Source organism: Cellulomonas sp. Leaf334 (genome assembly GCF_001424195.1).
GTDB lineage: Bacteria > Actinomycetota > Actinomycetes > Actinomycetales > Cellulomonadaceae > Cellulomonas.
In genome coordinates this window covers 511,623-536,087 of record NZ_LMOO01000008.1, presented here as the reverse complement: position 1 = coordinate 536,087, position 24,465 = coordinate 511,623, and the positions used below count along the sequence as shown (strand labels likewise).

Below are 24,465 nucleotides of genomic sequence, written 5' to 3'. Positions count from 1 at the left end.
CCCCCGTCGGAGAGCTGGAAGATCGGCGGCTGCGACTCGTCCTGGTCACCCGAGGAGATCCCGTAGTACCGCACGTACCCACCGTCGAGCGTGCCCGAGACGTTGATCGTCGAGGACACCTTCTGCTGACCCGACGCCGACGGCCACGACGGGAACGAGCCACCGTTCGACGGCGGCGACGTGGTGCTACCACCGCCGGAGCCGACCTTGATGAGCTCCCACTGCTGGTTGTACTGGTTGTTGTCGGTCGACTGCGTCGCCCAGGCGCCGTCGGAGGTCGACCGGTCCTGGATCCCGAGGGCCTTGCCGCTGTGCCGGTTGATCAGGCGGATCCGGCTGCCCTCGGAGTCGGACAGCTTGAAGTGCTGGTTCCAGCCGTTGAGGTCCTGGTACTGCCGGAACTCGCCTCCGTCGGAGGTGCTCCAGGCCCACAGGTCGATGACCTTGCCGGAGTGCTTGGCCTTGAGCTTGTAGTAGCCGTCGCCGGCGCTGACGAACTGCCACTGCTGCCAGGGGCCGTCGTTGCGCGACCACTGCTGGATGACGGTGCCGTCGGCAGTCGAGGTGCCCGCGACGTCGAGGACCTTCCCGGACTGCCGGTTGACGAGCAGGTACCAGGCGCTCGTGTCGACGCTGGCCGCGTTCGCGGTCAGTGCGGACGTGACGCCCAGCAGCCCGGCGAGGACGAGGGCGAGACCACCGGCGAGCGCGACGCGCGAGGAGCGTCGCTGTTTCTGGAGTGCTGTGCTGGACATGGGTTTCCTCTCGGAGGGTAAAGCGCTTTCCCCTGGAAGGAACCACTCCCCGACGAGACGGGGACAGGGTGTGAATCGTTCAAGGCGGCGTTTCATCCGCCGCTCATTTCCGGCCCGAGGCCGCTACCGGGGCACGGCGTACCGGGCAGCCAGCGTGGCAGCCCGCTCGTGGAGGTAGGTGCGCAACCACGGCGGGTCCAGGACCTCCGCACCGGTGGCGAGCTGCCACAGCGCCCACTGCGCGTGCCGCGTGTCCTGGAACGTGACCTCCAGCCGTGACCAGCCGTCGGGGCCGGCCTCGTCGGACAGGACGGTCAGCGAGGTGCGCACGAGCTCGTCGCGCCGCGCGGTGTCCACCCGCACCAGGACCGCGACGAGCTCACCGCCCGCCCGGAACTGCGCGCTGCGCTCCTGCCAGGCCTGGCCCAGGTCGACCCGGTCGGGCCGCTGCGCCAGCTCGGGGAGCTCCGCGGCGGCCAGGATCCGGGACAACCGGTAGGTGCGGTCCTCGCCCGACCGCGTCGCCAGCAGGTACCCCTGGCCCCGGACGGTGACCAGGCCGATCGGGTCCACCGTGCGCCAGCGCGGTTCGTCGCCCACGGCCTCGTAGTGGATCCGCAGCCTGTGCCCGGTCACCACCGCGCGCCGGACCTCCGTCACGACGGCGTCAGGCACCTCGTCGACGGCGAGCCGGCGGGCAAGCAGGTCGGTCTCCGGGTCGACCAGGAGCCGTCGGGTCGCGCCCGCCGCGGCGGCCCGCTGGTTCTCGGGCAGGGCGTCGACCACCTTGAGCATGGCCGACGCCAGTGCGGAGCCGAGGCCGAACGACTGCCCGCCGCGCCGGGACCCGGCGAGAAGCAGGGCGAGCGCCTCGTCGTGACTCAGCCCGGTGAGCTCGGTCCGGAAGCCGGGCAGCAACGCGAACCCGCCGTGCCGTCCACGCTCGGCGTACACCGGGACGCCCGCCGAGGACAGGGCCTCGATGTCGCGCAGCACGGTGCGGGTGGAGACCTCCAGCTCGCCGGCCAGCGCGGTCGCGGACAGGCGGCCGTGCTGGCGGAGCAGCAGGACCAGCGAGACCAGCCTGTCGGCGCGCACATCACAACCCTACGGCGATACACGACACAGGTTGTCATGTATTGGCGAGAGGCTCGTCAGCACGACGTCCGCACGACGAATGGAGCTGAAGTGGCGATCGAACGAACGGCAGTCAACCCGGTGCAGTGGTCGCTCGACCTCGGGTTCTCGCAGGGGGAGATCGTCTCCGGGGGCACCCGGACCTTGTACTGCTCCGGGCAGACGGCGATGAGCCCCGAGGGCGCGCCGCTGCACGACGGGGACATGGCGGCGCAGCTGGCGGTGAGCGTCGACAACCTGGAAGGAGTGCTCGGCGCGGCGGGCATGTCGCTGGCGGACGTCGTCCGGCTCGCCGTGTACGCGACCGACGTCGACCTGCTCCTGGCGCACCTCGGCGTGCTGGGGGCGCGGCTGGGCGCCGCCGGTGCGGTCCCGACCATGACGGTGCTCGGGGTGAGCCGGCTGGCGATCCCCGGCCAGCTCGTCGAGCTCGAGGCCACCGCCGTCGCGTGACACCCGCCGCCTGCTGCTCGTGCCGGTCGCGAGCAGCGGGCGGCAATTCGGTGGAGCGGTCCGGATACGGTGCCCGGATGCCTCGTCGTGCCCTCCTCCCACGGTCGACCCCGGCCGCCTCGGGCGTCTCCGCCCGCTCCGTGACCGCTCTGCTGGACCGGCTCGAGGCGGGCTCCGTCGAGTGCCACTCGATCATGGTCGTCCGGCACGGTCATGTCGTCGCCGAGGGCTGGTGGTCGCCGTACACGGCTCGACGCCCCCACCTCCTGTACTCGCTGACCAAGTCGTTCACGTCGGTCGCCGTGGGCCTGGCCGTCACCGACGGGTTGCTCTCCCTCGACGACCGTGTGGTCGACGTGCTGCCCGACCACCTCCCCCCGGACGTCTCGGAGCAGGCTCGCCGGCTCACCGTCCACCACCTGCTGACCATGACGACCGGTCACCGCCCGGACAGCCTCGCGGAGGCGTGGGAGCGGGAGCCGGACGACCTGGTGCGAGGGTTCCTGCGGGCGGCGATGCCCGACACCGAGGGCACCCGGCACACCTACGACAACTCGACCACGTTCGTCCTGGCCCGGATGGTGGAGCGGGTCACCGGACGCGACCTCCCGACCTGGCTGGACGACCGCCTGTTCACGCCGATGGGCATCGAGCACGCCGAGTGGGACCGGGTCGCGAGCGGTGCCGCGTTCGGGTTCCACGGGCTGCACCTGACGACCGAGGCCGTCGCCGCGTTCGGTGAGCTGCTGCTGCGCGGCGGGCGCTGGGGTGACCGGCAGCTCGTCCCGCGCGAGTGGGTGGACCTCGCTACCACCAAGCACGTCGACAGCACGCCGTACAAGGACGACGGGTCCGACGACGCGGACTTCGCCTGCGGCTACGGCTACCAGCTCTGGATGTCGCGTCACGGCTTCCACGGCAACGGTGCGTTCGGCCAGCAGTGCGTGGTGGTCCCGTCGCACGACCTCGTGGTCGCCGTGACGGCTGAGGGGGAGGCCCAGGAGGTGCTCGACGCGCTCTGGGAGTGCCTGCTCCCCGGGATGGACGCCGCCGGGGACCCCAAGGAGGACGACGCTCTCGCCGACCGGCTGCGGCAGCTCTCGCTCGCCCCGGTCACCGGGTCTCGCGTCGGGCGTACCGTCGAGGCGACGATCGACGCGTCGGCCGAGGACTCGGCCCTGCCCGACGGGACAGCCGTCGTGCTGGAGCCGGTGGACGGCGGATGGGTCCTGCGGCTCGGACCCGACCTCGTCGTCGAGGTCGGTCACGGCACCTGGCGGGAGAGCTCGCCGCTCGGTCGGCCGGTCGTGGCGTCCGGCGCCTGGCAGGGCCGGACGTTCGTCGCGCACCTGTGCGTCATCACCACCCCGCACCGGGTCCGGCTGGTGGTCGACGCGGACGCGGGCACGGCCGTCGCGACGTGGAGCACGGTGCCGCTGACCAGCCCCCGCCTGGAGCTGCACCTGCGGTCGCCCCTGATGACCCGGCCCGACGTCGCCTGACGGCGGACCTGCAGGGATTCTCGTCAGCCTTTCGATGGACGCGGTCACGACCGGCCGACCAGACCATGGGCGCAGGGGCAGGCCGACAGGGGAGTGACGATGGACGGCAGTCGTGGGCGGACCGTGGCGCGAGGGGCGCTCGGCTGGCTGGTGCTCGGGGTGGGTGTCGGGGTCGCGATCGGCGTGGGCGAGGCGGTGGGTCGGTGGCTCTCGCTCGGGGAGGCCGGGGTGATGGTCCTGCAGGCGGTGCTCGCGTCCGCGCTGGTCGTCCCTGCCGTCGTCCTGCTGCGCACGCGTGCCGACCGCCGCTCGCTCCCGGGGCTCGGCCTCGACCGGCCCGTCGCGCTGCCGGTCGCCGTCGGGCTCGGCGTGGGCCTCGGCGTCGGCGCACTCGTCTGGGTCCCTGCGTGGCTGGTCGGCGGGGTCGAGATCGGCGGCATCGACCCGGGAGCGCTCGTCCGGTTCCTGCTGCTGAACACCCTCGTGCTCCTGCTCTTCGAGGCGTTCCCGGAGGAGCTGGCACTGCGCGGCTACACCTGGACGACCATCCGCGACGGATGGCGGGTCGCCGCCGCGACGCTGGTCACGACCGTGCTCTTCCCGTTCACGAGCCTGGTCATCAGTGCGGCGCACTGGGCGTCGGCCACGGTCCTCGGGTCGGCACCCGGCGCGCCGACGGTGTTCCCGGACGGGGCCGATCCCGTGGAGTACGTCGTGCAGCTCGTCGTGTTCGGGCTCGTGCTCGTCGCCGCGCGACGCGTCCCGGTGCGCGGCGCCCTGCTGGTCGCGGTCGCGTTCCACGTCGCACAGCTGAGCGTGAACCGGCTGGTGCTCGGCGGCACGGGCTGGCTGCCGACCGGGGTCGACGTGGACCTCGCGCACCCCGACGTGATCCTGCTGGTGCTGGTGCACCTCGCCGTGAGCGGCCTCTGCTTCGTCCTGATCCGCCGGCGGGTCGAGCACAGGAGTGCGCCAACGACCCGGGGCGCCGAGGCGGTTCGCTGACGGCTCGAGCGTCTGCTGGTGACCGCCTCAGGCCGTCGCGAGCTCGTCCGCCAGGTGCCGGAGGACCAGTCGGCCGGTCCGCTCGGCCGGTGCGGTCGTCGCGGGAGCGTAGGACACCCGTCGGATCACCCGGCGGCCGGTCGCGTGGCGTCGGGTCAGCCACCGCACGACGAGGAGGTGCCCGACCCCGGCGACGGGCCCGTCGGGACGCGGACCCGAGACGACCTGCCGCGTCCGGCCCTCGCCGCGCACGCGTCGGGCGTGCTCGGCCACGAGGTGCTCGATGAGCGACGCGACGTTCCGGGGCGTGTCGGGCACCTCGTCGAGGAGCGCCGCGACCCGACCGGGGGCGGGATCCACCGTCGCGGCGACCGTGAGCCGCCGCTGGACGGCCGCGAGCTCGTCGGCGGACCAGTCGTCACCGTGCTCGGGAAGCGGGTCAGCGAGGGCGGTGCGGCTGCCGAACACGGGGCGATCCTCCAGGCTTGACGACGACGCGCTCCGCGCCAGGGTCGAGTGTGCGGGTGCGTCGGCCAGGACGTGTCCGATTCGCACCTTTTTCGCCCGATCGATCGAGCCGTCGCCCCCTTCGGGTGACGCGGACCTGATCGCATCGGACCGCGATGATCGGGCGGGACGGGTCGTGCGGACCGGAGAGTTGACCGCGGAAGGGAGCACCGTGATCGCCTCGCTCAACCGGCTCGTGGACCTCGTCGAGCAGAACCTCACCGAGGAGCTCGACGTCGTCCGCGCCGCCGCGTCGCTCGGGACCACCGAGTACCACCTGCGCCGCATGTTCTCCTCGCTGGCCGGTATGCCGCTGTCGGAGTACGTGCGCCGCCGGCGGATGACGGTCGCCGCGGCGGAGGTCGTCACCGGGTCCGGGGACCTGCTCGGCATCGCCGTGCGCCACGGCTACGGCTCGACCGAGGCCTTCGGCCGGGCGTTCCGGTCCGTGCACGGCATCAGCCCCGGCCAGGCCCGGCGCGACGGTGGCCCCTTCCGCACCCAGCCACGCCTCAGGTTCCGCCTGACAGTCGAAGGAGCAGACCCCATGGACGTCCACCTCGTCACCCGACCCGCCTTCCGCCTCGCCGGGCACGCCGCCCGCGTCCCGCTCGTGCACCACGGCGTCAACCCCGCCATCGCACGGCACGTCGGCTCGCTGGACCCGCAGGAGCACCTGCGGCTGAAGGCGCTCGGCGACACCGAGCCGCGCGGCCTGCTCGCCGTGAGCACCGACCTCGACCCGGACCGTCGGGAGGGCACCGACCTCACCTACCTGCACGGCGTCGCCGTCAGCGACGCGGTCGAGGTCCCCGGCGACCTCGACGTGATCCCGGTCGAGGCCGGGTCGTGGGCCGTGTTCCGCGCGGCGGGTCCGTACCCGGACACCCTGCAGGCTGTGTGGGCCGCGACGGCGACCGAGTGGTTCCCGTCGAACCCGTGGCGGCTCCGCCCCGGCCCCGAGGTGGTCGCCGTCGTCGACCGCGCGGACGACTTCAGCACCGCCACGGTCGAGCTCTGGCTGCCCGTCGAGGCGGGCTGAGGACGACCAATCGTTTCAGCCCTGTGGCCGCCACCTAGATTGCGAGGTCCTGACACACCTCGACGTCGCAGGGGGCGCACGCATGACCAGGATCAGGACGGGACTCACGCTGCTCACGATCGCCGCGGCGGTGCTGGCGGCCGTGCCGCACGGGCCGGGTGGGCCCGCGCAGCGCGGCCCCTGCACCCGCTCGGACGCGATGTTCTGCGAGGACTTCGAGTCGCTGCCGGTGGGCGGGGCCGCGAGCCTCGACTGGGGGATCGACACCCGACACGGGACGCTGCACGTCGAGCGGGACCGTCGCGCGGGAAAGGTGCTGCGCGTGCACACCGAGGGCAACGGCGCGGCGTTCCTGCGGGTGCACGACGTCGCGGCGCCCGACAACACGTTCTGGGGCCGGCTGCGGCTCAAGGTCGACGACTTCCCGACGGCCCCCGACTGGGCGCACTTCACGCTCGTCGAGGTCACCGGCTCGGGCAGCGACGAGGTCGTCCGGCCGCTCGGCGGGCAGTTCGCCCCGACCGTCGGACCCGATGCGACGTTCTGGGGCATCGGCGCCGACGGTGGCCCGACCGGCGACTGGACGAGCTGGCGCGAGTCCGCCCCGACGGCCGAGGACCGCTGGCAGTGCGTGGAGTTCGAGTGGTCCGGTCCGGACAACCGGGTCGCCGTGTGGTTCGACGGGGTCGCACAGCCCGACCTGACCGTGACCACGACCGAGCACGGGGGAGCCCCGGTCGACTTCGTGCTGCCGACCGCGGACACCATCAAGATCGGCTGGCAGCTCTACCAGGGCGGCCCGACGCCCGACCACTTCGACGTCTGGATGGACGACATCACCGTCGACACCGAACGCGTCGGCTGCGCCCGGTAGGCGGAGACGTCAGGCGTACCCGTTGACGTACACGCCCTGCGCCCGCAGCTCGTCGATCCCCGGCGTCAGCGGGTCCAGACCCTCGACGTCCACCCCGAGCAGGGCGGGGGCGTCGAGCAGCGGGCGCAGGTCCGTGACCGGGTTGCCGCCGATCCAGAGCTCGTCGAGCGCGGGCAGCGAGGCGAGCGGGGTCACGTCGGCGACCCGGTTGTCCCGCACGTCGAGCTTGCTGAGCGACGCAGCCCCTGCCAGGGGCGACAGGTCCGTGACGGCCGCCTCCCGGAGGTCGAGCTCGATCAGGCCGGCCGAGGCAGCGAGCGGGCCGAGGTCGGACACCCGCGTCCAGGCAAGGCCGACCCACAGCAGGGACGGCGTCCGCGTCAGTGGCTCGAGGTCGCTCACGCCCGTGCTGGACAAGCCGAGATTCTCCAGGGGGAGCCCGGTCAGGGCCGACAGGTCGTCGAGCCGGGCGTTGCCGGTGAGCCGCAGGGACCTCAGGTCCGTGAGCGCCGCCAACGGACCGACGTCCGCCACGTCCTGACCGGACAGGTCGATCTCGTGCACGGACGTGAGCCGCTCGATGCCGGCGAGCGACGTGACCTGGTCGCCGTCGCCGTCCCACGGGCACTCGATCACGTACACCTCGTCGAACCGGTCGGGCGCGAGACCACGGCCCTGGCCGACACCGAGCGCACGCTCCACGCAGGTCGCGAGCACGGGATCGGCCACCACGTCCGGCACCAGCTCTCGCGCTGCCACCCGCGCACCGACGGCGATGGCGAGCGCGAGCACGAGGGCGCCCACCGTCCCCCGGGCGACCAGTCGGCGACGTCGGGCCTGCGCCTCACTGCGCTCGGCGGCCCGTGGCGCTGCCCAGTGCGCGAGGCGCCGCCACGCCGCGACCGCGCCCCACCCGGCGACGACCGTGGCGACGGCCGCGACGAACCCGAACGCGAGGGAGCCGTCGCGCAGCACGACGGTGACCGACGTCGCGCCACCGCGGTAGCGCCCGAGCGACCAGACGGTCAGCGCCATCCCGGCACCCGCGGAGAGCAGGGTCGCGAGCGCGCCGACTGCCGCGAGCACCGCGCCGACGACGACCGCGCCCCGACGCCTCAGGAGCACCCCCGTGCCGGCGGCGACCGCGCCGGCGGCCAGGAACGCGAGCCAGAGCCCCGCGAGCATGCGCGGCGACCCGACGGTGAAGTACCAGGAGCGGGCCGCGAGGCGCACGGAGGTGGGGTCCGTCGACAGCGCCGCCACGCCGACGACGAGCAGCACGACCCCGGTGGCGACGAGCCCGACGACGAGACGCGTCGTGCGCGGCGACGGGTGGTCCGAGCGCGACGCGGCGACGAGCACGAGCGCCGCCGCCGGGACCAGCCCGAGCGCCAGCGTGAGCGCCGTCCACCCGTCGGCCAGCATCATCCGGAGCGCGTCCCCGGCCGTCGAGGTCGATCCCTCGCCCAGCAGCGCCCGGAACCCGTCGCCGAGGAGCGCCCACGTCCCGTCGCCCATCGACGTCGCGGCGACCCCGACCGCGACGAGCGCGACGACACCCGCCCCGACCCGCCGCACGACCTCGGCGCGCGTCATCGTGGCCATCCGTGTCTCCCGTCCGTCGCCCCCACTGCCCGGGTGACCGTATCCGCGGGGTGCCGGGGTCCGTGGAGGATCGGTGTCAAGGTGTGGTGAAGACTCAGCCCCGCGCGTCGGGGTCGTCGACCACGTGCCGCAGGTAGCGCTGCGGGTCGTCCAGGAACCCGCGGTAGCGCTGCACCAGCTCCAGCTCGTCCCAGGCGCAGCGCCGCAGGCCCCAGTCGCCGACCTCGAAGATCGTCGCGCCGGGGATCGCCGCCAGCACGGGTGAGTGCGTCGAGAGCAGGACCTGCGACGGCGTGCTGCGCACCAACGCCGTCAGGTGGGAAACCAGCGCGAGGCAGCCGGTGAACGAGAGGGCGGACTCGGGCTCGTCGAGCAGGAACAAGCCGGGACGCTTCGGCTTCATCCGATCGGTGACGAGCGCGAGGAACGACTCCCCGTGCGACATCTCATGGAAGACGGGCTCGGGGCCGCCCGGGTTGTCCTCCAGGTAGGAGAAGAAGGAGTGCATCGTCTCGGCGCGCAGGAAGAAGCCGCTTCGCGGTGCACCGATCTCGCGCTCGAGGCGCAGGTACCGCCACAGCTCGGACTCCGACCGTCGGGTGGCGTGCCGGGAGCCGGTCGAGCCACCCTCGGCGCCCATGCCGAACATCATGGCGACGGCCTCGAGCAGCGTGGACTTCCCGGAGCCGTTGTCCCCGACGAGGACCGTGACCTGGTCCAGCGGCCAGCCGTCGCGCAGGACCTGCGCGACGGCCGGCACCTGCGTGAACCACACGCCCGTCGGGACGGGCTCCTGGTCCTGCACCCGGACGGCGCGCACGGGCAGGGGACTCATCGGGCAACCTCACCACAAGATCAGCGGCGCTCCAGAGCCTCGCGGAGCACCGCCGCCGACTCGGGGTCGGCCCCCAGCTCACGGACCTCCTGCGCGCACCGGCACGCGGCGGCGAACTTCGCTGCCCACGCCAGGGCCTCGCCGCGGGTGGCCACGTCGACGACCGCAAGACCGCCGATGACCTCCTTGGTCTCCGGGTACGGGCCGTCGGTGACCAGCCCGTCCGGGGCCACGACGCTCGCCTGCTGCGGGTTCAGCCCGCCGCCGAACACCCACACGCCGGCGTCCACGGCCTCCTGGAAGACCGCGTGCGCGGCCTTGCCCACGTCCGGCAGGTCCTCGGCGGTGATGTGGTCCATCGCGCCCTCGTTGAACGAGATCAGGTACTGCGTCATCTCACGGCTCCCTCGTCCGGCCGCCACCTGCGGCGACTCTCGGCTGTTCTACGAACGGCGCACCCCGGATCCGACGATCCCCCACTACCGCCGGAGCCAGGCCATCACGGCCTCCGTCGGCCCGTCCGTGGCGAGCCTCGCCGCCGCCGCCTGCTGCCACGCGAGCTCTGCCGTGACGGGCGCACCGGTGGCGTCGTCGGCCAGGGGGCGGAAGCCCGTCGCGTCCTCGTCGTCCTCGGCGCGGGCGAAGGCCGCGTCCATCGCGCGGGAGGCGGCCGCTCGGCAGTCCTGCGGGTCGCCGACCGCGGAACCGAGCGCGAAGTACGTCGCAGCGACGTCGTCGTCGTCGAGGTCGTCGCGGGCGTCGAGCTCCGCCCGCACCGCCGCCAGGTCGACGGACCCACCACGGGCGACGGTCCAGCCCGCCTCCAGCGCCGACAGCAGCTCGGCGTGCCTGTCCGCCGCACGGACCTGACGTTCCGCGCACCCGAGCGCGAACATCGCCCGCGCCGCCGGCGGGAGGGTGAGCACGTGGTCCCACACCGCGCGGAAGGCGTCGAGCGGACCAGCGGTCGGTGGTTCGGCCGTCATGTCGGGAATCCTGCCAGGGCGGCCCCGCTGCCGCCGAGGCACGGGTGCCGGATCAGGCGACCCGAGCGTCGTCCAGGTGGTCGAGGATCTGGCGCACCGTCTCGGCGACGGTCCACCCCGTGGTGTCGACGTGCAGCCCGCCGGGCGTCTGCCGGGCGGCGTCCGCGAACTCCTGCGCGGTCCAGGCCCCGTACCCGCGCTTGTGCCGGGCGGCGTCGCGGGCCGCGAGCGTCTCCGCGCTCGGTGCCAGGACGACCGCGTAGCACGGGCGGGTCTGCACCTGCGCGGTGAAGCGCGCCAGGTCGGGGCCGAGCAGGATGTCCTGGACCACCGCGGTGATCCCGGCGGCGGCGTACGCGTCCGCGGTCCGGGCCGCGATGGTGTGCCGCAGGTCGAGCTGGGCGCGTCCGGCGGGGGACAGCGGCGGGTCCATCGACGCCTGTCCGCTCACGACGAACCGGCGGAAGACGTCGCCGCGCACGTGCGCGGCCAGCGGGAAGGACCGGGCCAGCGCATCGGCGACGGTCGACTTGCCGGCGGCCATCGCCCCGGTGACGACGATGACAGGAGCCATCCCGGAACCGTACGGCGAGGCGCTCGCCGGGGGCGACGCGATTCCGCCGGTCAGTCGACGCGGCGGCTGCCCAGCGCGCGCACCTCAACCGAGCCGGTCGACGACGTCGTCGAAAGCCCGCCGGTACGCGGTCGTGCGCGGGTACCCACCGTGCTTCCCGACCGTGGCGACGAAGGACGTGGCGTCGAGCTCCTCCGCCGCGCGGTCGATGAAGTTCGGCACGTCGCTCGCGACCGGCATCCCGAGCGGGTCGGTGGCGCGCCACAGGTTGATCCACGCGGGCTCGGACTCTCCCGGGTGGCGGAGCATCGCCATGAGCGTCTGCGCGGCCTTCTCGGGACCCTCCTCGCCGGGCGGGACGACCCCGTCCTTCACCCGCGCACCCGGTCTGACCCCGTCGGCCGCGAAGGGTGGCACCGGCCACGGCGTCCGATCGGTCAGCCGAGGCGCGTTGCAGCCGTCCGTCCCGAGGACCTGCGGCCCGAGGAATTCGGGGAAGAACCTGCCGAAGTACGGGCGCAGCTGTGCGCCGTACGTCAGGAGACCCACCCGGCGGTGCGTCGTGTCCGGCGGCAGGGTGAACAGCGTGGCGACGGCGAGCACCGCGCCGAGGCTGTGCGCCGAGATCACGACGACTCGTCGCACGTCCTTGTCGTCGGGCATCCGGTCCTCGGCCAGCCAGCTCGAGACACGTCCTGCCAGCTCCGGGACGACACGCTCGGCGTAGCACGGCGGGCCGAAGGGGTGGGCGCTGCGGGGGAGGAAGCAGATGAGGTCCCACAGCAACCCTGCCGGTCGCTGTCCTGAGGGTTTCGTGACGACCCGGAGGAGCAGCGTGGACCACAGGAGCACCGTCAACCAGATCCCGACGAACGTCAGGATCGCAGTGAGATCACTGCTGACGTACGCCGGCCGGACGGAGATCAGGATCATGCCGATCAGCGCGATCGCGAACGCCAGCGCGACGGCCCCGAGGACGCGCTCGGAGTACTTGGCTGCCGCAGCCAGTCTCCGGGCGCGTCGACGAGCGTCCGTCAGGTCCGGGCGTCCGGCGAGCTTCCTCAGGGAACCCGCGGCCTGCTGGGCCTTGTAGTCCGCCCGCCGGGCCTCCGCGAGCGTCTCGCGTGGCTCGCCTGTCGCCGCCGCCGACACCTCGGCCTTCTTCTTCGCCGCAGCCGCAAGACGCACGACGGTGACGACGGCGAGCATCACTGCAGAGAGCGCGAGCCCGACAGGGAGCGTCACCGTGAACATCGGGTACATCGGCGGCAGGAGCATCCTCGCGGCGAGGCCGTCGTCGGCCTGGCCCAGGTCCAGCGGTGGCTGGCACATCTCTGTGGGAGACGGTGTGAAGGCGACGTCCAGGCACGGCACCGGCGCACTCCCGTTGAGCCAGTCTCCGGCGACGACGACCACCAGGCTGGTGAGCATCACGACGGCGCCGAGCGAGAGCACGAGCAGCACGGCGGGAGCAGTCCCCCGCCAGCCCTCGACCCTGGGGTCGGGCGATCCCTGTGGTCGGGCGCCAGGTCGCCACCGGACGGCGACCGCCACGATCAGCACGATTCCCGCTGCGGCTGCGACAACCAGGGTCCACGGTGGCGGTTCGGACTCCCCGGGCCACTGCTTGACCGCCCAGTACCACAGGGGCACAGCGACGAGGAGTGCTCCCACCGTCGCGATCCACGTCCGGCCCGGCCGAGCTCGCCACGTGGTCGCAATCAGGGCGATCAGGAGGAGCACGACGACCACCGTGGCCGGGAAGAACGAGAGCCCGACCAGCCTCTCGGGCGTCGGCTCGTCGTTCGGCACCACCAGCAGCGCCAGCTCGGCCACGAAGAGCACGACGGCGACGACGAGGACGCCGCGGGTCCACGCTCGGTAGCTGGCGCCCGTGGGGGAGCTGTGCATCGTCCGGTGCTGGGCCCTCCACACGAAGAAGACCGTCGAGGCCTCCACGATGGCGCCGCCGAGGAAGAGCCAGGCCGACACCTCCTCGGCGCCGGCCAGGCCGGTCGAGCAGGAGGGCACGTGGTCGATGAAGTCGTGCAGGTTGCGGCAGTCCGCCTGCGGTCCCCAGGCGTGGGCCGCGGCCAGAACCATGACGAGCACGCCCAGGCCTGCGGCGACGTGGAGCTGAGCCATGGCGTTCGTCAGGCTCCAGCGCGACCACAGGCTGGCGTGCGCGAGCGTCCACGGGTTCCCTTCCTGATCGACCCCGGCGGGCCCTCTGTCCTCGTCCTCGTCGTCGTCGTCCTCCTCGTCGTCGTTCTCGTCATCGTCCGCGCGCTTGGCGGCCCTCGGAGAGTCGGTACCGGAGGTCGCCTCCTCGTAGCGGACCCTGGAGCCGGCAGACAGCCACAGCAGGAAGAGCAGCACCGCGACAGGGACGAGCGACATCACGGCGAGCCGCTGGGTCCAGGTGAGGGTCTCCAGCGAGGTGAGGAAGGCCGGGCGCGACGGGCACGCCGAGGCTGTCGCGGCGAAGCACTGTGTCGCGATCAGGTCGAGGGAGACGGTGGAGAACGCCATGACGACCAGGACCGTCAGGCCGAGCCCGAAGACGCGGATGGGCCCCGCTCCCCGCGCGAACCTCCCCGGGTCGCGGGACAGTCGGCGGCTCCAGTAGGCGGTGTTCGCCAGCCCCAGCGGAACCAGGAACATCCACCCGGCGCGGCTGAGCCGTTGCACCCACTCGTTGCTGGCACCCGCGGGGGCCGTGGCCGAGTTCCGGGCCATCTGCCCCCACGAGTAGGCCTCCCGGTGCACTGTCCGTCTGATGTGGTCGTGATGAGTCGGGTCGGCCTTGTGCGCGTGTTCCAGTGCCGTGGGCGTCAGCGTCCAGAAGCTGCCGAGGCTGTCTCCGCGGACCTTCTCGACGTCGTCCTCGTCGACCTCCAGGAGGGAGGCGGGAGGCGTATTGCTGACGCCGTGGACACGCAGCTCGAGAATGCGCTCCTCTGGCGGACCGGCATCCCCGCCAGGGATGGGCACACGTGTGCCTTCGGAAGATTCACCAACCCGATCAGCGTCCATCGCCGCCCCCTAGCGGACATTTGCCGCCGGTCCGGACAAACCGGCCCCGATGCCGACGGTACTCGGGGCGACTGCTCCGGTGAAAGGCTTAAAAATCGGGCACCGGGCGCGCTGGCGACCGGCATTCGGAGCGAATGTGGCGTGCTGGGAAATCAGGCGACCACGCGTCATCGACGGCACCCGGTGAAAGTTGGGAATTGCACCGGCAGGCGAAGGTCTTCCCGGGGACTTTCGTGTTCCGACGAGAGACGCTCGCGGCCAGACGCCCGCGCTACCGTCAGGACGGAGGCACGTCCGCCGCATCGAGAGGTCGTCCCCACGTGGCCACCGTCCTGTTCTGCCCGGTGACGTTCAACCTCGCCGAGACCACGCGGATGATCCAGGTCGCGCGAGCGCTCGACCCCGCCCACCGGGTCCTGTTCCTGGGCTACGAGGACGACTACGTCCCGCTGGTCCGCGACGCGGGCTTCGAGTACGTGGCGGGCCGCCCGGCGTGGACCCGGGCCCAGCGGGACCAGGCGCTCGCGTTCGACCAGGGCCGCTCGGTGCGTAGCCCGTTCACCCGGGAGCTGGTCGGTGCGCGCGTCGACCTCGAGCGGCGGCTCATCCGTGACTCGGGTGCGCGCGCCGTGGTGACCGGGTCGAACCTGACGTCCTTCATCGCGGCGCGGGCCGAGGGGGTGCCGCTGTTCTTCCCCGTGCCGTTCGCGCTCACCGGACCGCACGTCGCGCAGACGCGCACCCTGTACCTGGTGCCGGGGGAGGGTCGCCTCGCCCGGTGGGCGGACCGGGTCGCCACCGCGGTCTTCCGCTGGGTCTACACCTCCGCACCGCTCGCCCCACGCGCCTTCACGCACGTCGCGCGGGCCCACGGCGTGCCTCCGCTCCGGACTGTCGCGTCGCTGCTGACGGCCGACCGCAACCTCGTCACCGAGATGCCGTGGGAGCTCGACGGGTTCGACCTGCCGGAGACGTTCGAGCGGGTCGGGCCGATCTTCGCGCACATCGACGGCCCTCTCCCACCGGTCGTCGAGGAGCTCGCCGCCCGGCCGGAGCCGCTCGTCTACCTGGGTCTCGGCTCCTCGGCGGACCGGTCGCTCGCACTCGACGCGGCTCGGGTCCTGGGCTCACTGCCGATCAACGTCGTCGCGCCGATCCGGCACTATCTCGACGACGCCGACGGCGACGCCGTGCCGCCGAACGTCCACGTCACGGACCTGCTCCCGGCGCACCGGCTGGGCGGCCTCGTCGACGCCGCCGTCCTCCACGGCGGTCAGGGCACGGTGCAGACCGCGTGCGCGACGGGTGTTCCGTTCGTCGGCATGGGGCTGCAGCCGGAGCAGACCTGGCACGTGCAGAGGTGCGCCGCACGTGGCAACGCCGTCGCCGTTCGGCCGAAGCGGGTCCGTACCGACCTCGCCGCCGCGGTGCGACGGGTCCTGACCGATCCCGCGATCCGGCGCGCCGCCGACGAGGTCCGGGACGCCTACGCAGGGGAGGACGGTGCCGCGGCGACGACCCGGATCATCGAGGCCACCCTGCCCTACGGTCCGTGACCGGGGACGTCCCGGCCCGCGCGGAGGAGGCGGCGGTCAGCGGGGCGTCAGGTAGAGATCGCGCAGGTGCGCTGCGTACTCCTCGGTGGCCTGCGCTGTGGCGGGCCGCTGCGCGCCGGTGCGGTCCCGCAGCAGGATCACGGGCACCCGTCCGCCGTCGACGTCGCGCACCACGAGGACGCACACGGGAGAGGCCGACACCGGCTCGCAGTCCACCGACCCGACCCGGTCCCACGGCACCTCGCGAAGGGGTTCGGTGCGGCCGTTGCGCCACACCTCGATCCCCGTCGGCGTCTCGACCAGCGTGACCTCGATCTGCCGTCGCGTGGGCAGCTTCTCCCGCACGCCGGCGGCTGCCATCGCGGCAGCGAACCCCGGTGCGGCCAGGCAGCGCCACGTCGCAGCGCCGGGACGGGCACGGTCCAGCGTGTCGCCGGTGCGTCGCCGTCCCCGTCTGGTCCGCACGACGAACCAGGTCACTCCCGCGACGCAGGCCAGCAACCCCGCCGACGAGCCGACGACGAACTCCCAGGAACCCACGTGCCTCGGCAACTTGATCGCGGCCAGGGCGCCGACGAGGACGACCAGGAGGACGAGCGACCGGACGAGCGGTGCCAGGGTGGACCCGGTCCACACGGGCCTGCCCTGTCGCTCCTTCGCCGCCGCGACCACGGTCTCCACCGGGTGCTCGCACGTCGCCGCCAACCGCGCCGCGTCGGCCCGCGAGAGACGCCACGCCACGAGGGCACCGTCGGACCGGCGTCGGACCGCGGACGTCCCGTCGGGGTGACGGACCACCTCGTGCGACCGGGGCCTGCGCAGCGACCGGTCGCCGAGGGGGCGCAGCCCGTGCGCCCGCCGCCAGCCGGCGACGACCTCCGTCACGAGGAACCTCTCCATGACCTGCGGCTCGGTGGTGACGAGCCGGGCGCCCAGCACGTCCTCGCCGTCGACCCGCCGCGCTGTGAGCGTCCCCTCGTGCTCGTCGATGACGACGTTCGTCCGGGGGCCGGCGACGTGCATCCAGCTGGGGCCGGTGACCGTGTGCCCGGCCTCGCGGACGAAGTCCACCACGAACGGGCGGATCGGGACGGGAGTCGACGCGGGCACGGCGCGAACCTAGCGGAGAACGCCCGCGCTGCACCCGGGCCGGTCCACAGGTGGGCCGGACGCGCCGCCCGCCGCTGCCGGAGCCCAGGGGCTGCAGCGGCGGGCGACGCGAGCGGACTCACCGCGGGAACGGCATCCAGTTCTTGTCGATCCAGTTCGGGTAGCCGGCGTCCATGGCCGACGTCTCCCCGTCGATCCGCACGTACCGCTTCCCGCGGAAGAAGTAGATCTTGTGGTTGTCGCGGCGCATGAGGGCGGCGTCGATCCCGCCGGTGAACGAGGCCGGTAGCCCGGTCCAGTTGCCGGCGATGGGCTTCGGGTACCCGGCGTCCATCGTGGCGGTCGCGGTGGTGAGCCGCGCGTACTGGTTGCCCTTGAAGAAGTAGATCTTGTCGTTCGACTCGCGCCAGAACGCGGCGTCGATCCCGCTCGTGAAGGACGCGGGCAGACCGTTCCAGTTCCCCGCGATGGGCTGGGGGTACCCAGGGTCCATCGTCGCGTTGGAACCTTCGAGCCGCACGTACTGGCTGCCCTTGAACAGGTAGATCTTCCCGTTCGACTCCCGCCACAGGGCGGCGTCGATGTTCGACTGGAACGCGGTCGGGATGCCGATCCAGGCGCCCTTGATGCGCCGCGGGTAGCCGTCGTCGCGACCGTCGCCGACATCCGTGTACCGGATGTACTCGTCGCCGCTGAACAGGTAGACGGCGTCGTTCGACCCGCGCCACAGCGCCGCGTCGACCGACGTCTGGAACGGCCCCCATCCGAGGTGCTTCGGGGTGAAGGAGCAGACGGCGAGCGAGTTCGACTTCATGATGCACGCGACGGTCGTGCCGTCGCAGTTCGCGCAGTTGCCGTTCGCGACCGAGTAGAACCGTCCGGCCGTCGAGTCGCACGCGCAGTTGCTGCTCGCGTACTCGTCGGGGGCGCCGAAGATGTGTCCCGTCTCGTGCGCGAAGACGCTGTCGATGTTGGACCGGCCCCAGCCGTCGTTGTCGAGGTGCATCACGATCCGCGGGTACCCCGCGTACCCGAACCACCCGACCGGCCAGCGTGTGAAGAACGCGGCGTAGGCGGCGTCGACGCCGTACGACGACTCCAGGTTCGCGACGAAGGCGTCGAGGCCGGGTGTGCCCGGGTCGTGGCCCAGTGCCGCCATCGCCGGGTCGCGCCACAGCAGCTCCGCCTCGCCGCGGGAGAGCCCGATCGGCGCGGGGTACCCGTCGTCGACACCGTCCGACACCTCGCTGAAGCGAACGTACTTCCCGCCCTTGAACAGGTAGACGGCACCGTTGCTGTCACGCCAGAGCGCCGCGTCGATGCCCTCCTGGAAGTCATCCGGCAGCCCGCCCCAGTTCGGGTCGAGCGGCTTCGGGTACCCGGCGTCGACCCCGTCGGCGACCGCGCTGAAGCGTACGTACTGGTCGCCCTTGAAGAAGTAGATCTTTCCGTTGTCCTTGCGCTGCAGCGCGGCGTCGATCCCGCTGGTGAACGACGCCGGCAGACCGGGCCAGTTGCCCGCGATGGGCTTCGGGTACCCGGTGTCCATCGTGGAGTTCGTCGTGTCGATGCGCGCGTACTGGTTGCCCTTGAAGAAGTAGATCTTCTGGTTCGACTCGCGCATGAACGCGGCGTCGATCCCGCTGGTGAACGACGCCGGCAGACCCTTCCAGTTCCCGGCGATGGGCTTCGGGTACCCGGCGTCCACCCCGTCGGCGACGGCCGAGTACCGCACGTACTCGCTGCCCCGGAACAGGTAGATCCTGCCGTTGGACGACCGCATGAGCGCCGCGTCGATCCCAGCGGTGCCGGTGCCGTCCGTGCCCCCGTACCACTCGTCGGGGAGCCCGGGCCAACGGGCGCCGGTCCACGGCTCGACGTCGACGGTCACGATGCGGATGTCGTACGCCCAGGTGATGTTCGCCGACGGCTGCTGCGCCGCCAGCCACTCGGTGCCGTCCTGCACCTCGGCGATCGCGTCGACGATCTCGTCGAGGTCCATGCCGTACCCGCTGCCGTCGGGCGCATCGACGAAGACCAGCCCGACGGCCACCTCGTTGATGAGCCGCTCCGGCTTGGTCGGCGTGGCGGACGCGTTGGCGTTGGCGCTGCGGGTCGTGAGCGTGGCGGTATCGGCCGGCATGGCGCGCCCGGTCGTCGTCACCGCGCCGATCTGCGCCGCTGTCTCTGCCGTGACCGTCACGCGTCCTGGTGTCCCGGCGGCGTGGTCGCCGTCGGCCGGGTCAGGTCGGGCGCCGCCCGCCGGGGAGTCCCACTCCGCGCCGGCGTGCGGTCGGTTCCGCTTGCGGCGCAGGCGCTCCGGGTCGGATCGGCGCAGCCGGGCGGCGAGCGCGAGACGGTCACCGTCCTTGGACGTCCCGGTCGCACGGCGCGACACCTCGTCCGTGGTGAGCAGCCGCAGCCCGCGCGGCGTGCGCTCCGTCCCGGACGGCACGTCGGCCACGAGCAGCCGCGTCCCCAGCCGCTGCTTGACGACGACACCCGCCTGCGCGAGCTCGTCGGCAAGGTCCGCGAGGTGGACCCCCTCGTCCATCTCGATGATGCGTTCCATGACAGCCCCCTGTCGACACCGGGCAGCGCCGTGCGCGCCCCCGTGATGAGGGAGGAGGCCGCGAGGGCGGCGGGGGATACGTGCCCGCTCGTGCGTCTGGTTGCGCGACCCCCACGGCCAGTTCACGGCTGAGGCGACGGTCCCCGGCTGGGACCGCTCGGGCGTCGGAAGCGCGGGTTCGTCGTGACCCCGCCGCTCTCCGACGGGGACCCGGTCCTCACCGCGGCGACCGCGCGACCCGGCGGGCTGTCGAACGGCTGCGCGACGAGCACCCGGGCCCGTTCTGCGCCGGACGACCACCTCGCCCTCTACCGGCTGCCGTCGGACCGGCAGAGGACGAGGCGGTCGCCGTCCGTCAGGAGCTCGTGCAGGTCAGCGAGGGCGCCGGTGACGTGCCGCTGCCGAGGAGACCGAACGTCGTGCTGCCGGCTGCCGGAAGGTTGCCGTTCCAGGCGACGTTCCGGACCACGACCTGGTCACCCTGCGTCGTCACCGTGCCGTTCCACACCTGCTCCACGCGCTCGCCCGACGTGCGCCAGCTGACGCTCCACGACGACGCCGCCGATCCGGCTCGGACCGTCACCTCGCCCTGGAACCCGCCCGGCCAGGAGTTCACGGTGCGGTAGGTCGCCGTGCAGGAACCGGCGGGCGGCGGCGTGGTGGTCGGGGTGGGTGTCGGTGTCGGTGTGACGGTGGGCGTGGGGGTCGGCGTCGGGGTGGGCGTGGGCGTGGGCGTCGGGGTGGGCGTCGGCGTCGGGGTCGTCGTCGAGGTCAGGGCGCTGAAGAACCGCCAGATCTCCCCGGGCACCCACGACTGCTGCTGCCCCCGGTCCCGCGCGTCCCACTGGTGGTCGCTGTCGGACGCGAGCCACACCACCGGGAACCCGTCGCGGCACGTGTACGCCGTCCGCGTGTGGGTCCCGCTGCCCGCGGCCGGCTCGGGTGCCTGCTGGGCCTGGCACCCGTTGTTCCGCAGGGCGCGGTCCCGCAGGGCGCGACCCTGGGAGATGTTCAGGACGCTGTCCACGATGCCGTGGGAGCCGAGGTACGCGATGGGCTGGGTGCCACCCGCGCAGCCGGACAGCTGGGCGCCGTTGAGGACCGCGACCGCACGGAACACGTCGGCCCGGGCGCACGCCAGGGCGTTGCTCATGCCGCCGCCGTAGCTGAAGCCCGTCGCGAACCGCTGCGTCGTGTCGATGCAGAGCGCGGACTCGACCGTGCGCAGCAGGTCGTCGATGAAGGTGACGTCCCGGCCGTTGGTGTTGGGCCACGCGTTGTCGATGCCCTGCGGTGCCACGAACACCGTGCTGGTGCCGGCGAGGGGCTTCAGGCCGTAGAAGTTCTGGTTCACGACGTCGGCGGCGGTGCCGTGCCACCAGTGCAGCCCGACGACGAGGCGGTAGGGGCGGTTCGGGTCGTACCCGCTCGGCACGTCGAGGCGGTACGACCGGGACTGGCCGCCGCTGGTGAGGGTGTGGGTTCCGGTCGCCAGGCCCGCCTGCCGGCCGCAGCCGACCGTGGCGGCCGCCGGGAGGGCGCCCCCTGGTGCGGCCGAGGCGGGTGCGGTCAGACCGCCGAGGGCGAGCACTGCGGCTACTGCACCCAGCAGGACCAGCCGGGCTCGGGACGGGGTGGGGTGTCGCATGGTGTCGCTCCCTCCAGCAGGTCCCCGGCCGCGCTGCCAGGGACGGCGCCAACGGGACGACGCCCGCTGATGACGGCGAATGTATCGATAAAAGGGTGCCGCGGAACCGGTGCGAATCGGTTCAGTGCCCGGAATCGTCCGCCAGCGGCCGCGGGGTCCGGCTACGTCGCGACGCGGAGGAGGAGCTCGGTGCCGGGCTCGATCACGCACAGCTCGTCGCCGCCCTGCGGCTCGAGTCGCAGGCCCGACCGGGCCTCGGACCCCTGCTCAGCGCTCCGCGACACGCGCGAGGGCAGCCAGTGCGTCGCTCGGAGACGCTGCCGTCCGGTCCGGTCGGACGTCACCGGACGGCCAGGGTCGGCCGTGGCTGATCCACAGCGTCCGCAGACCCGCGGTGCTCGCGCCGGCGATGTCCGCGGCGGGGTCGTCGCCCACCATCCAGCAGACGTCACCGTCCTGCGCGCCCAGTCGCGCGAGGGCCATGGCGAAGATCGCGGCGTCGGGCTTGCGCAGGCCCACCTCCTCCGAGATGCACCAGCCGTGGACGACGTCCGCGATGCCGGTCCGCCGCAGCTTGCCGAGCTGGTTGTCCACCCTCCCGTTGGTCACGACCATGAGGCGCCAGCCGGTGGACCGCAGGGTCACCAGGTGCTCGACGACGCCGGGGAAGGCGGGTGCGAGCAGCGGCATCCGGGTGCGGTACTCCTGCCAGAGCCGGTCGGATGGTCCGGCCTGCGGGAACCGCTCGCAGACGGCGTCGAAGAACTGCTCCCGCCGGGTGACCGCTCGGTCGAGCTGCTCGATCCAGACGAGCTGGTCCTCGGGCAGCGACCACTGCTCGACGAAGGTCCGAGCCCACGCGGCGAAACCCGCCGAGCGGTCGACGAGCGTCTCGTCGAGGTCGAGCAACGCGATCATGCTCGTACCGCCACCATCGCGCTCACGGACCCGAGCAGCGCTGTGTACTCGTCAGCCCTCGCCTTGTACGCCGTCCGCACGACGTCGTCCGCCGGAGGACCGCCGTCGTCGTCGGCGTTGCGGGGCGGGAGAGGCACGGGACAGCATGGCACCGGCCGGGCTGCGTGCGCCGCGCTGGTGCGGGCGTGGCCGCTCTCGACGGCGCCGGGGGAGCGGTGTCGACCCGAGCAATGCACGCTGTCCCTCATGAACCCGCGCCTTCGTGACGGACTGCTCGGCGCGTCGGTCGCCGTCCTCGTGCTCGCCCTCGCGGGGTGGGTCGTCGTGTGGTCGATCAGCGACCCGGCGGGAGGTGGTGCCGCCGCGCCGACGACGACGACGCCGACCTCGACCTCGCGCGTCGACGAGCCACCGACCGACCTCGATCCCGCGGAGATGTGGCTCGACGACCTCGTGCTCGACGCCGGCACGGTCGTCCTGCCCGACTCGACCCTGCACGACGTCACCGCGTCCGCCCAGGGCGTGCGGACCGGCCCCGACGGACTCGTCGCGACGGCGATGGTCCTCGACGCGACGGTGCCGTTCGACGTGGTGGCCGACCAGATCGGCGAGGACGCCGTGGTGCGTCCCGGCGAGGGGTCGGAGGCGGTCGTGGAGCGCGACGTCGAGGTCGGTGGGCGCAGCTTCCATGTCGTCGCGTCGGGCTCCGTCGAGGTCGTCGACGGGCGGCTGGTCGTCGAACCGTCGACCATCGACGTCGGCGGCCCGTCGTTCCTCGCCGGGCTCATCGGGTCGGTCGTGCGTGGGCTCGTCACGATCGAGCACGAGGTCGAGGGTCTGCCTGAGGGGCTGGTGCTGCAGGAGGTGGTCGTCCAGGACGACGGCTTCCGTGCGAGCCTGAGCGGCGACGACGTCCGCATCGTGTTCCCGGCCGTCCCGTGACGGGTCGAGCCCCTGTGCGCGGTCAGTGGTCGGGCAGGACCGCGGCGACGAGCGCGGCCGCGAGCGCGGTCCGGTCGGGGAGCCCAGCTCCGCTGTAGTTGGCGAGGAACGCCTCGTGGAGGGCGGCGCCGACGAGCAGGCGGGCGACGGCGTCGGCGTCGAGGTCCTGGGTGAGCCGCCCGGTGCGCTGCTCGGCCTCGATGTACGCGGTGACGATCGAGACGGGCGCCTCGGGTCCGACGCCGCGTGCGCGCATCTTCTCCCGGTGCGCGTCGAGCAGGCTGGTGTCGCCGAAGATCGAGGCCGCCATCGGGAAGCTCTGGTCGTAGAACGCGAGCAGCTGCTCGGTCAGCAGGTGCAGGTTCTCGCGGGCGGTCCCGTGCCCGACGAGCTCGTCGACGTCCGCGACGCGCGGCACCCGCTCGGTGAGCACCCGCAGGAACAGGTCCTGCTTGTCGGGGAAGTACTTGTAGAGGAGGGCTTCCGAGCACCTTGCCTCGCGGGCGATGAGCCTGGTCGTGGTCCGGGCGAGGCCGTCCCGCCGGATGATGCGCGCGGCGGCGTCGAGGATGCGTTCGCGGGTGTCGGTGGTCATGCCTTCGTTCTCCTCGGTCTCGTGGATTGACGACGACGGCGGTGGCTGCGAGTCTAGTTGGTGAGCGTTTACTCACCCCACCGAAGGAGGCACCGTGCGCGTCAGCGTCGTGGGAGCGACCGGCAGATCAGGACGAGGCGTGACCCGGCTGGCACAGCAGAGAGGGCACCACGTGACCGCCGTCGTGAGGGACCGCGCGCGTCTCGGTGAGCTCCGCCCGGAGGTGGTCGTCGAGTCGCCGCTATGGGACCTGCCCCTGCTGACCTCGGCGTTCGCGGGCGCCGACGCGGTCGCGTTCTGCGTCGGCCCCGTGCCCGGCGAGTCGACCACCGTGCAGCAGCGGCTCATCGTCCCCGTCGTCCAGGCGATGCGGGACGCCGGGGTGCCGCGACTGGTGGCCCTCAGCGCGAGCGGCGGGATCGTAGCCGGCGACGACCCGCTCAGCCGGTACCTCGCCAAACCGATCCTCGCCCGCGTGCTCCGCGACTCGAACGCGGACATGGCCGCGATGGAGACCCTGATCCGGGCGAGCGGGCTGGACTGGACGATCCTGCGCCCGCCCAGGCTCACCGACGGCGCGGGCTCGGGCCGGTACCGCTCCCGGCGTGACGGCAACGTGCGGTGGGGCTTTAGCATCGCGCGCGCCGACCTCGCCCACGCGGTGCTCGACGCCCTGGAGGACCGGACCGCCGTCGGGCAGACGATCTCCGTCGCCGGCGGGGGAAGCCGTGCGACGGGCCCGGTGGAGTAGCACCCGGCTGGACGCGCGACGACGGGGGCGCGCAGGCTGTCGAGGACGCCACCGCGTCGACG

General features: G+C 72.8%; 23 protein-coding genes. 8 read left to right on the top strand and 15 right to left on the bottom strand.

What is annotated here, in order from left to right; all coding sequences use genetic code 11:
• Together ASF78_RS20550 and ASF78_RS20545 are read right to left on the bottom strand one after the other, a co-directional pair.
• The coding region (locus tag ASF78_RS20550) for an RICIN domain-containing protein (RefSeq protein ID WP_200940668.1) at positions 1-755 on the bottom strand (755 nt) is incomplete at its 3' end.
• A 123-nt stretch (positions 756-878) separates the two neighbouring features.
• Positions 879-1,853 (bottom strand): YafY family protein, encoded by a 975-nt coding sequence (locus ASF78_RS20545; RefSeq protein WP_056593964.1) that lies wholly within the window; start codon positions 1,851-1,853, stop codon positions 879-881.
• Between the two features lie 96 nt (positions 1,854-1,949).
• On the opposite strand from ASF78_RS20545, the gene ASF78_RS20540 reads away from it, so the two are divergent.
• From ASF78_RS20540 to ASF78_RS20530, 3 genes are all read left to right on the top strand, one after another.
• Positions 1,950-2,345 (top strand): RidA family protein, encoded by a 396-nt coding sequence (locus tag ASF78_RS20540; RefSeq protein WP_056594140.1) that lies wholly within the window; start codon positions 1,950-1,952, stop codon positions 2,343-2,345.
• A gap of 77 nt (positions 2,346-2,422) precedes the next feature.
• Entirely contained in the window at positions 2,423-3,847 is a 1,425-nt protein-coding gene (locus tag ASF78_RS20535; protein ID WP_056593961.1) for a serine hydrolase, read from the top strand.
• 99 nt (positions 3,848-3,946) lie between these two features.
• Positions 3,947-4,852, top strand: coding sequence for a type II CAAX prenyl endopeptidase Rce1 family protein (locus ASF78_RS20530; protein ID WP_156374267.1), 906 nt, complete (start codon positions 3,947-3,949; stop codon positions 4,850-4,852).
• A gap of 27 nt (positions 4,853-4,879) precedes the next feature.
• Here ASF78_RS20530 and ASF78_RS20525 read toward each other — a convergent pair whose 3' ends face one another.
• Positions 4,880-5,320, bottom strand: coding sequence for a hypothetical protein (locus tag ASF78_RS20525; RefSeq protein ID WP_056593954.1), 441 nt, complete (start codon positions 5,318-5,320; stop codon positions 4,880-4,882).
• A gap of 211 nt (positions 5,321-5,531) precedes the next feature.
• On the opposite strand from ASF78_RS20525, the gene ASF78_RS20520 reads away from it, so the two are divergent.
• Together ASF78_RS20520 and ASF78_RS20515 are read left to right on the top strand one after the other, a co-directional pair.
• On the top strand, positions 5,532-6,401 hold the full coding sequence (locus tag ASF78_RS20520; RefSeq protein WP_056593953.1) for an AraC family transcriptional regulator: 870 nt from the start codon (positions 5,532-5,534) through the stop codon (positions 6,399-6,401).
• An 82-nt stretch (positions 6,402-6,483) separates the two neighbouring features.
• Positions 6,484-7,275 carry a hypothetical protein gene (locus tag ASF78_RS20515; protein ID WP_056593951.1) on the top strand — a complete coding sequence of 264 codons (792 nt, stop codon included), beginning with the start codon at positions 6,484-6,486 and terminating at the stop codon, positions 7,273-7,275.
• 9 nt (positions 7,276-7,284) lie between these two features.
• On the opposite strand, the gene ASF78_RS20510 is transcribed toward ASF78_RS20515, so the two are convergent.
• From ASF78_RS20510 to ASF78_RS20485, 6 genes are all read right to left on the bottom strand, one after another.
• Positions 7,285-8,880, bottom strand: a complete 1,596-nt coding sequence (locus tag ASF78_RS20510; RefSeq protein WP_056593949.1) for a leucine-rich repeat domain-containing protein — start codon at positions 8,878-8,880, stop codon at positions 7,285-7,287.
• A gap of 94 nt (positions 8,881-8,974) precedes the next feature.
• Complete coding sequence (locus ASF78_RS20505; protein WP_056593946.1) at positions 8,975-9,715, bottom strand: AAA family ATPase; 741 nt, start codon at positions 9,713-9,715, stop codon at positions 8,975-8,977.
• Between the two features lie 20 nt (positions 9,716-9,735).
• Positions 9,736-10,110, bottom strand: a complete 375-nt coding sequence (locus tag ASF78_RS20500) for a YciI family protein (RefSeq protein ID WP_056593943.1) — start codon at positions 10,108-10,110, stop codon at positions 9,736-9,738.
• An 84-nt stretch (positions 10,111-10,194) separates the two neighbouring features.
• A complete protein-coding gene (locus ASF78_RS20495; protein WP_056593940.1) occupies positions 10,195-10,701 on the bottom strand; it encodes a hypothetical protein in 507 nt (168 codons plus the stop codon).
• A 52-nt stretch (positions 10,702-10,753) separates the two neighbouring features.
• The gene (locus ASF78_RS20490; RefSeq protein WP_056593938.1) at positions 10,754-11,275 is read right to left on the bottom strand and encodes an AAA family ATPase; all 522 of its coding nucleotides are present in this window, start codon (positions 11,273-11,275) and stop codon (positions 10,754-10,756) included.
• Positions 11,276-11,359: 84 nt separating this feature from the next.
• A complete protein-coding gene (locus ASF78_RS20485; protein ID WP_156374266.1) occupies positions 11,360-14,269 on the bottom strand; it encodes a hypothetical protein in 2,910 nt (969 codons plus the stop codon).
• Between the two features lie 362 nt (positions 14,270-14,631).
• Between ASF78_RS20485 and ASF78_RS20480 the strand changes: the two genes are divergently transcribed.
• Entirely contained in the window at positions 14,632-15,867 is a 1,236-nt protein-coding gene (locus ASF78_RS20480; RefSeq protein ID WP_056593933.1) for a glycosyltransferase, read from the top strand.
• Positions 15,868-15,903: 36 nt separating this feature from the next.
• Here ASF78_RS20480 and ASF78_RS20475 read toward each other — a convergent pair whose 3' ends face one another.
• From ASF78_RS20475 to ASF78_RS22535, 5 genes are all read right to left on the bottom strand, one after another.
• A complete protein-coding gene (locus ASF78_RS20475; protein ID WP_056593930.1) occupies positions 15,904-16,977 on the bottom strand; it encodes a hypothetical protein in 1,074 nt (357 codons plus the stop codon).
• A gap of 118 nt (positions 16,978-17,095) precedes the next feature.
• A complete protein-coding gene (locus ASF78_RS20470) occupies positions 17,096-19,549 on the bottom strand; it encodes a hemopexin repeat-containing protein (protein ID WP_056593928.1) in 2,454 nt (817 codons plus the stop codon).
• Positions 19,550-19,904: 355 nt separating this feature from the next.
• Positions 19,905-21,197: a cellulose binding domain-containing protein gene (locus ASF78_RS20465; RefSeq protein WP_056593926.1), complete on the bottom strand. Its 1,293-nt coding sequence runs from the start codon at positions 21,195-21,197 to the stop codon at positions 19,905-19,907.
• 267 nt (positions 21,198-21,464) lie between these two features.
• Positions 21,465-22,115, bottom strand: coding sequence for an HAD family hydrolase (locus ASF78_RS20460; RefSeq protein WP_056593923.1), 651 nt, complete (start codon positions 22,113-22,115; stop codon positions 21,465-21,467).
• Positions 22,112-22,252, bottom strand: a complete 141-nt coding sequence (locus ASF78_RS22535; protein WP_156374264.1) for a hypothetical protein — start codon at positions 22,250-22,252, stop codon at positions 22,112-22,114. The genes ASF78_RS20460 and ASF78_RS22535 overlap by 4 nt, the downstream gene beginning before the upstream one ends.
• A 109-nt stretch (positions 22,253-22,361) precedes the next feature.
• On the opposite strand from ASF78_RS22535, the gene ASF78_RS20455 reads away from it, so the two are divergent.
• Positions 22,362-23,057 carry an LmeA family phospholipid-binding protein gene (locus tag ASF78_RS20455; protein ID WP_056593921.1) on the top strand — a complete coding sequence of 232 codons (696 nt, stop codon included), beginning with the start codon at positions 22,362-22,364 and terminating at the stop codon, positions 23,055-23,057.
• 22 nt (positions 23,058-23,079) lie between these two features.
• On the opposite strand, the gene ASF78_RS20450 is transcribed toward ASF78_RS20455, so the two are convergent.
• Positions 23,080-23,652 carry a TetR/AcrR family transcriptional regulator gene (locus tag ASF78_RS20450; protein WP_056593918.1) on the bottom strand — a complete coding sequence of 191 codons (573 nt, stop codon included), beginning with the start codon at positions 23,650-23,652 and terminating at the stop codon, positions 23,080-23,082.
• A gap of 94 nt (positions 23,653-23,746) precedes the next feature.
• Between ASF78_RS20450 and ASF78_RS20445 the strand changes: the two genes are divergently transcribed.
• On the top strand, positions 23,747-24,403 hold the full coding sequence (locus ASF78_RS20445; RefSeq protein ID WP_082495236.1) for an NAD(P)H-binding protein: 657 nt from the start codon (positions 23,747-23,749) through the stop codon (positions 24,401-24,403).
• Positions 24,404-24,465 lie beyond the last annotated feature (62 nt).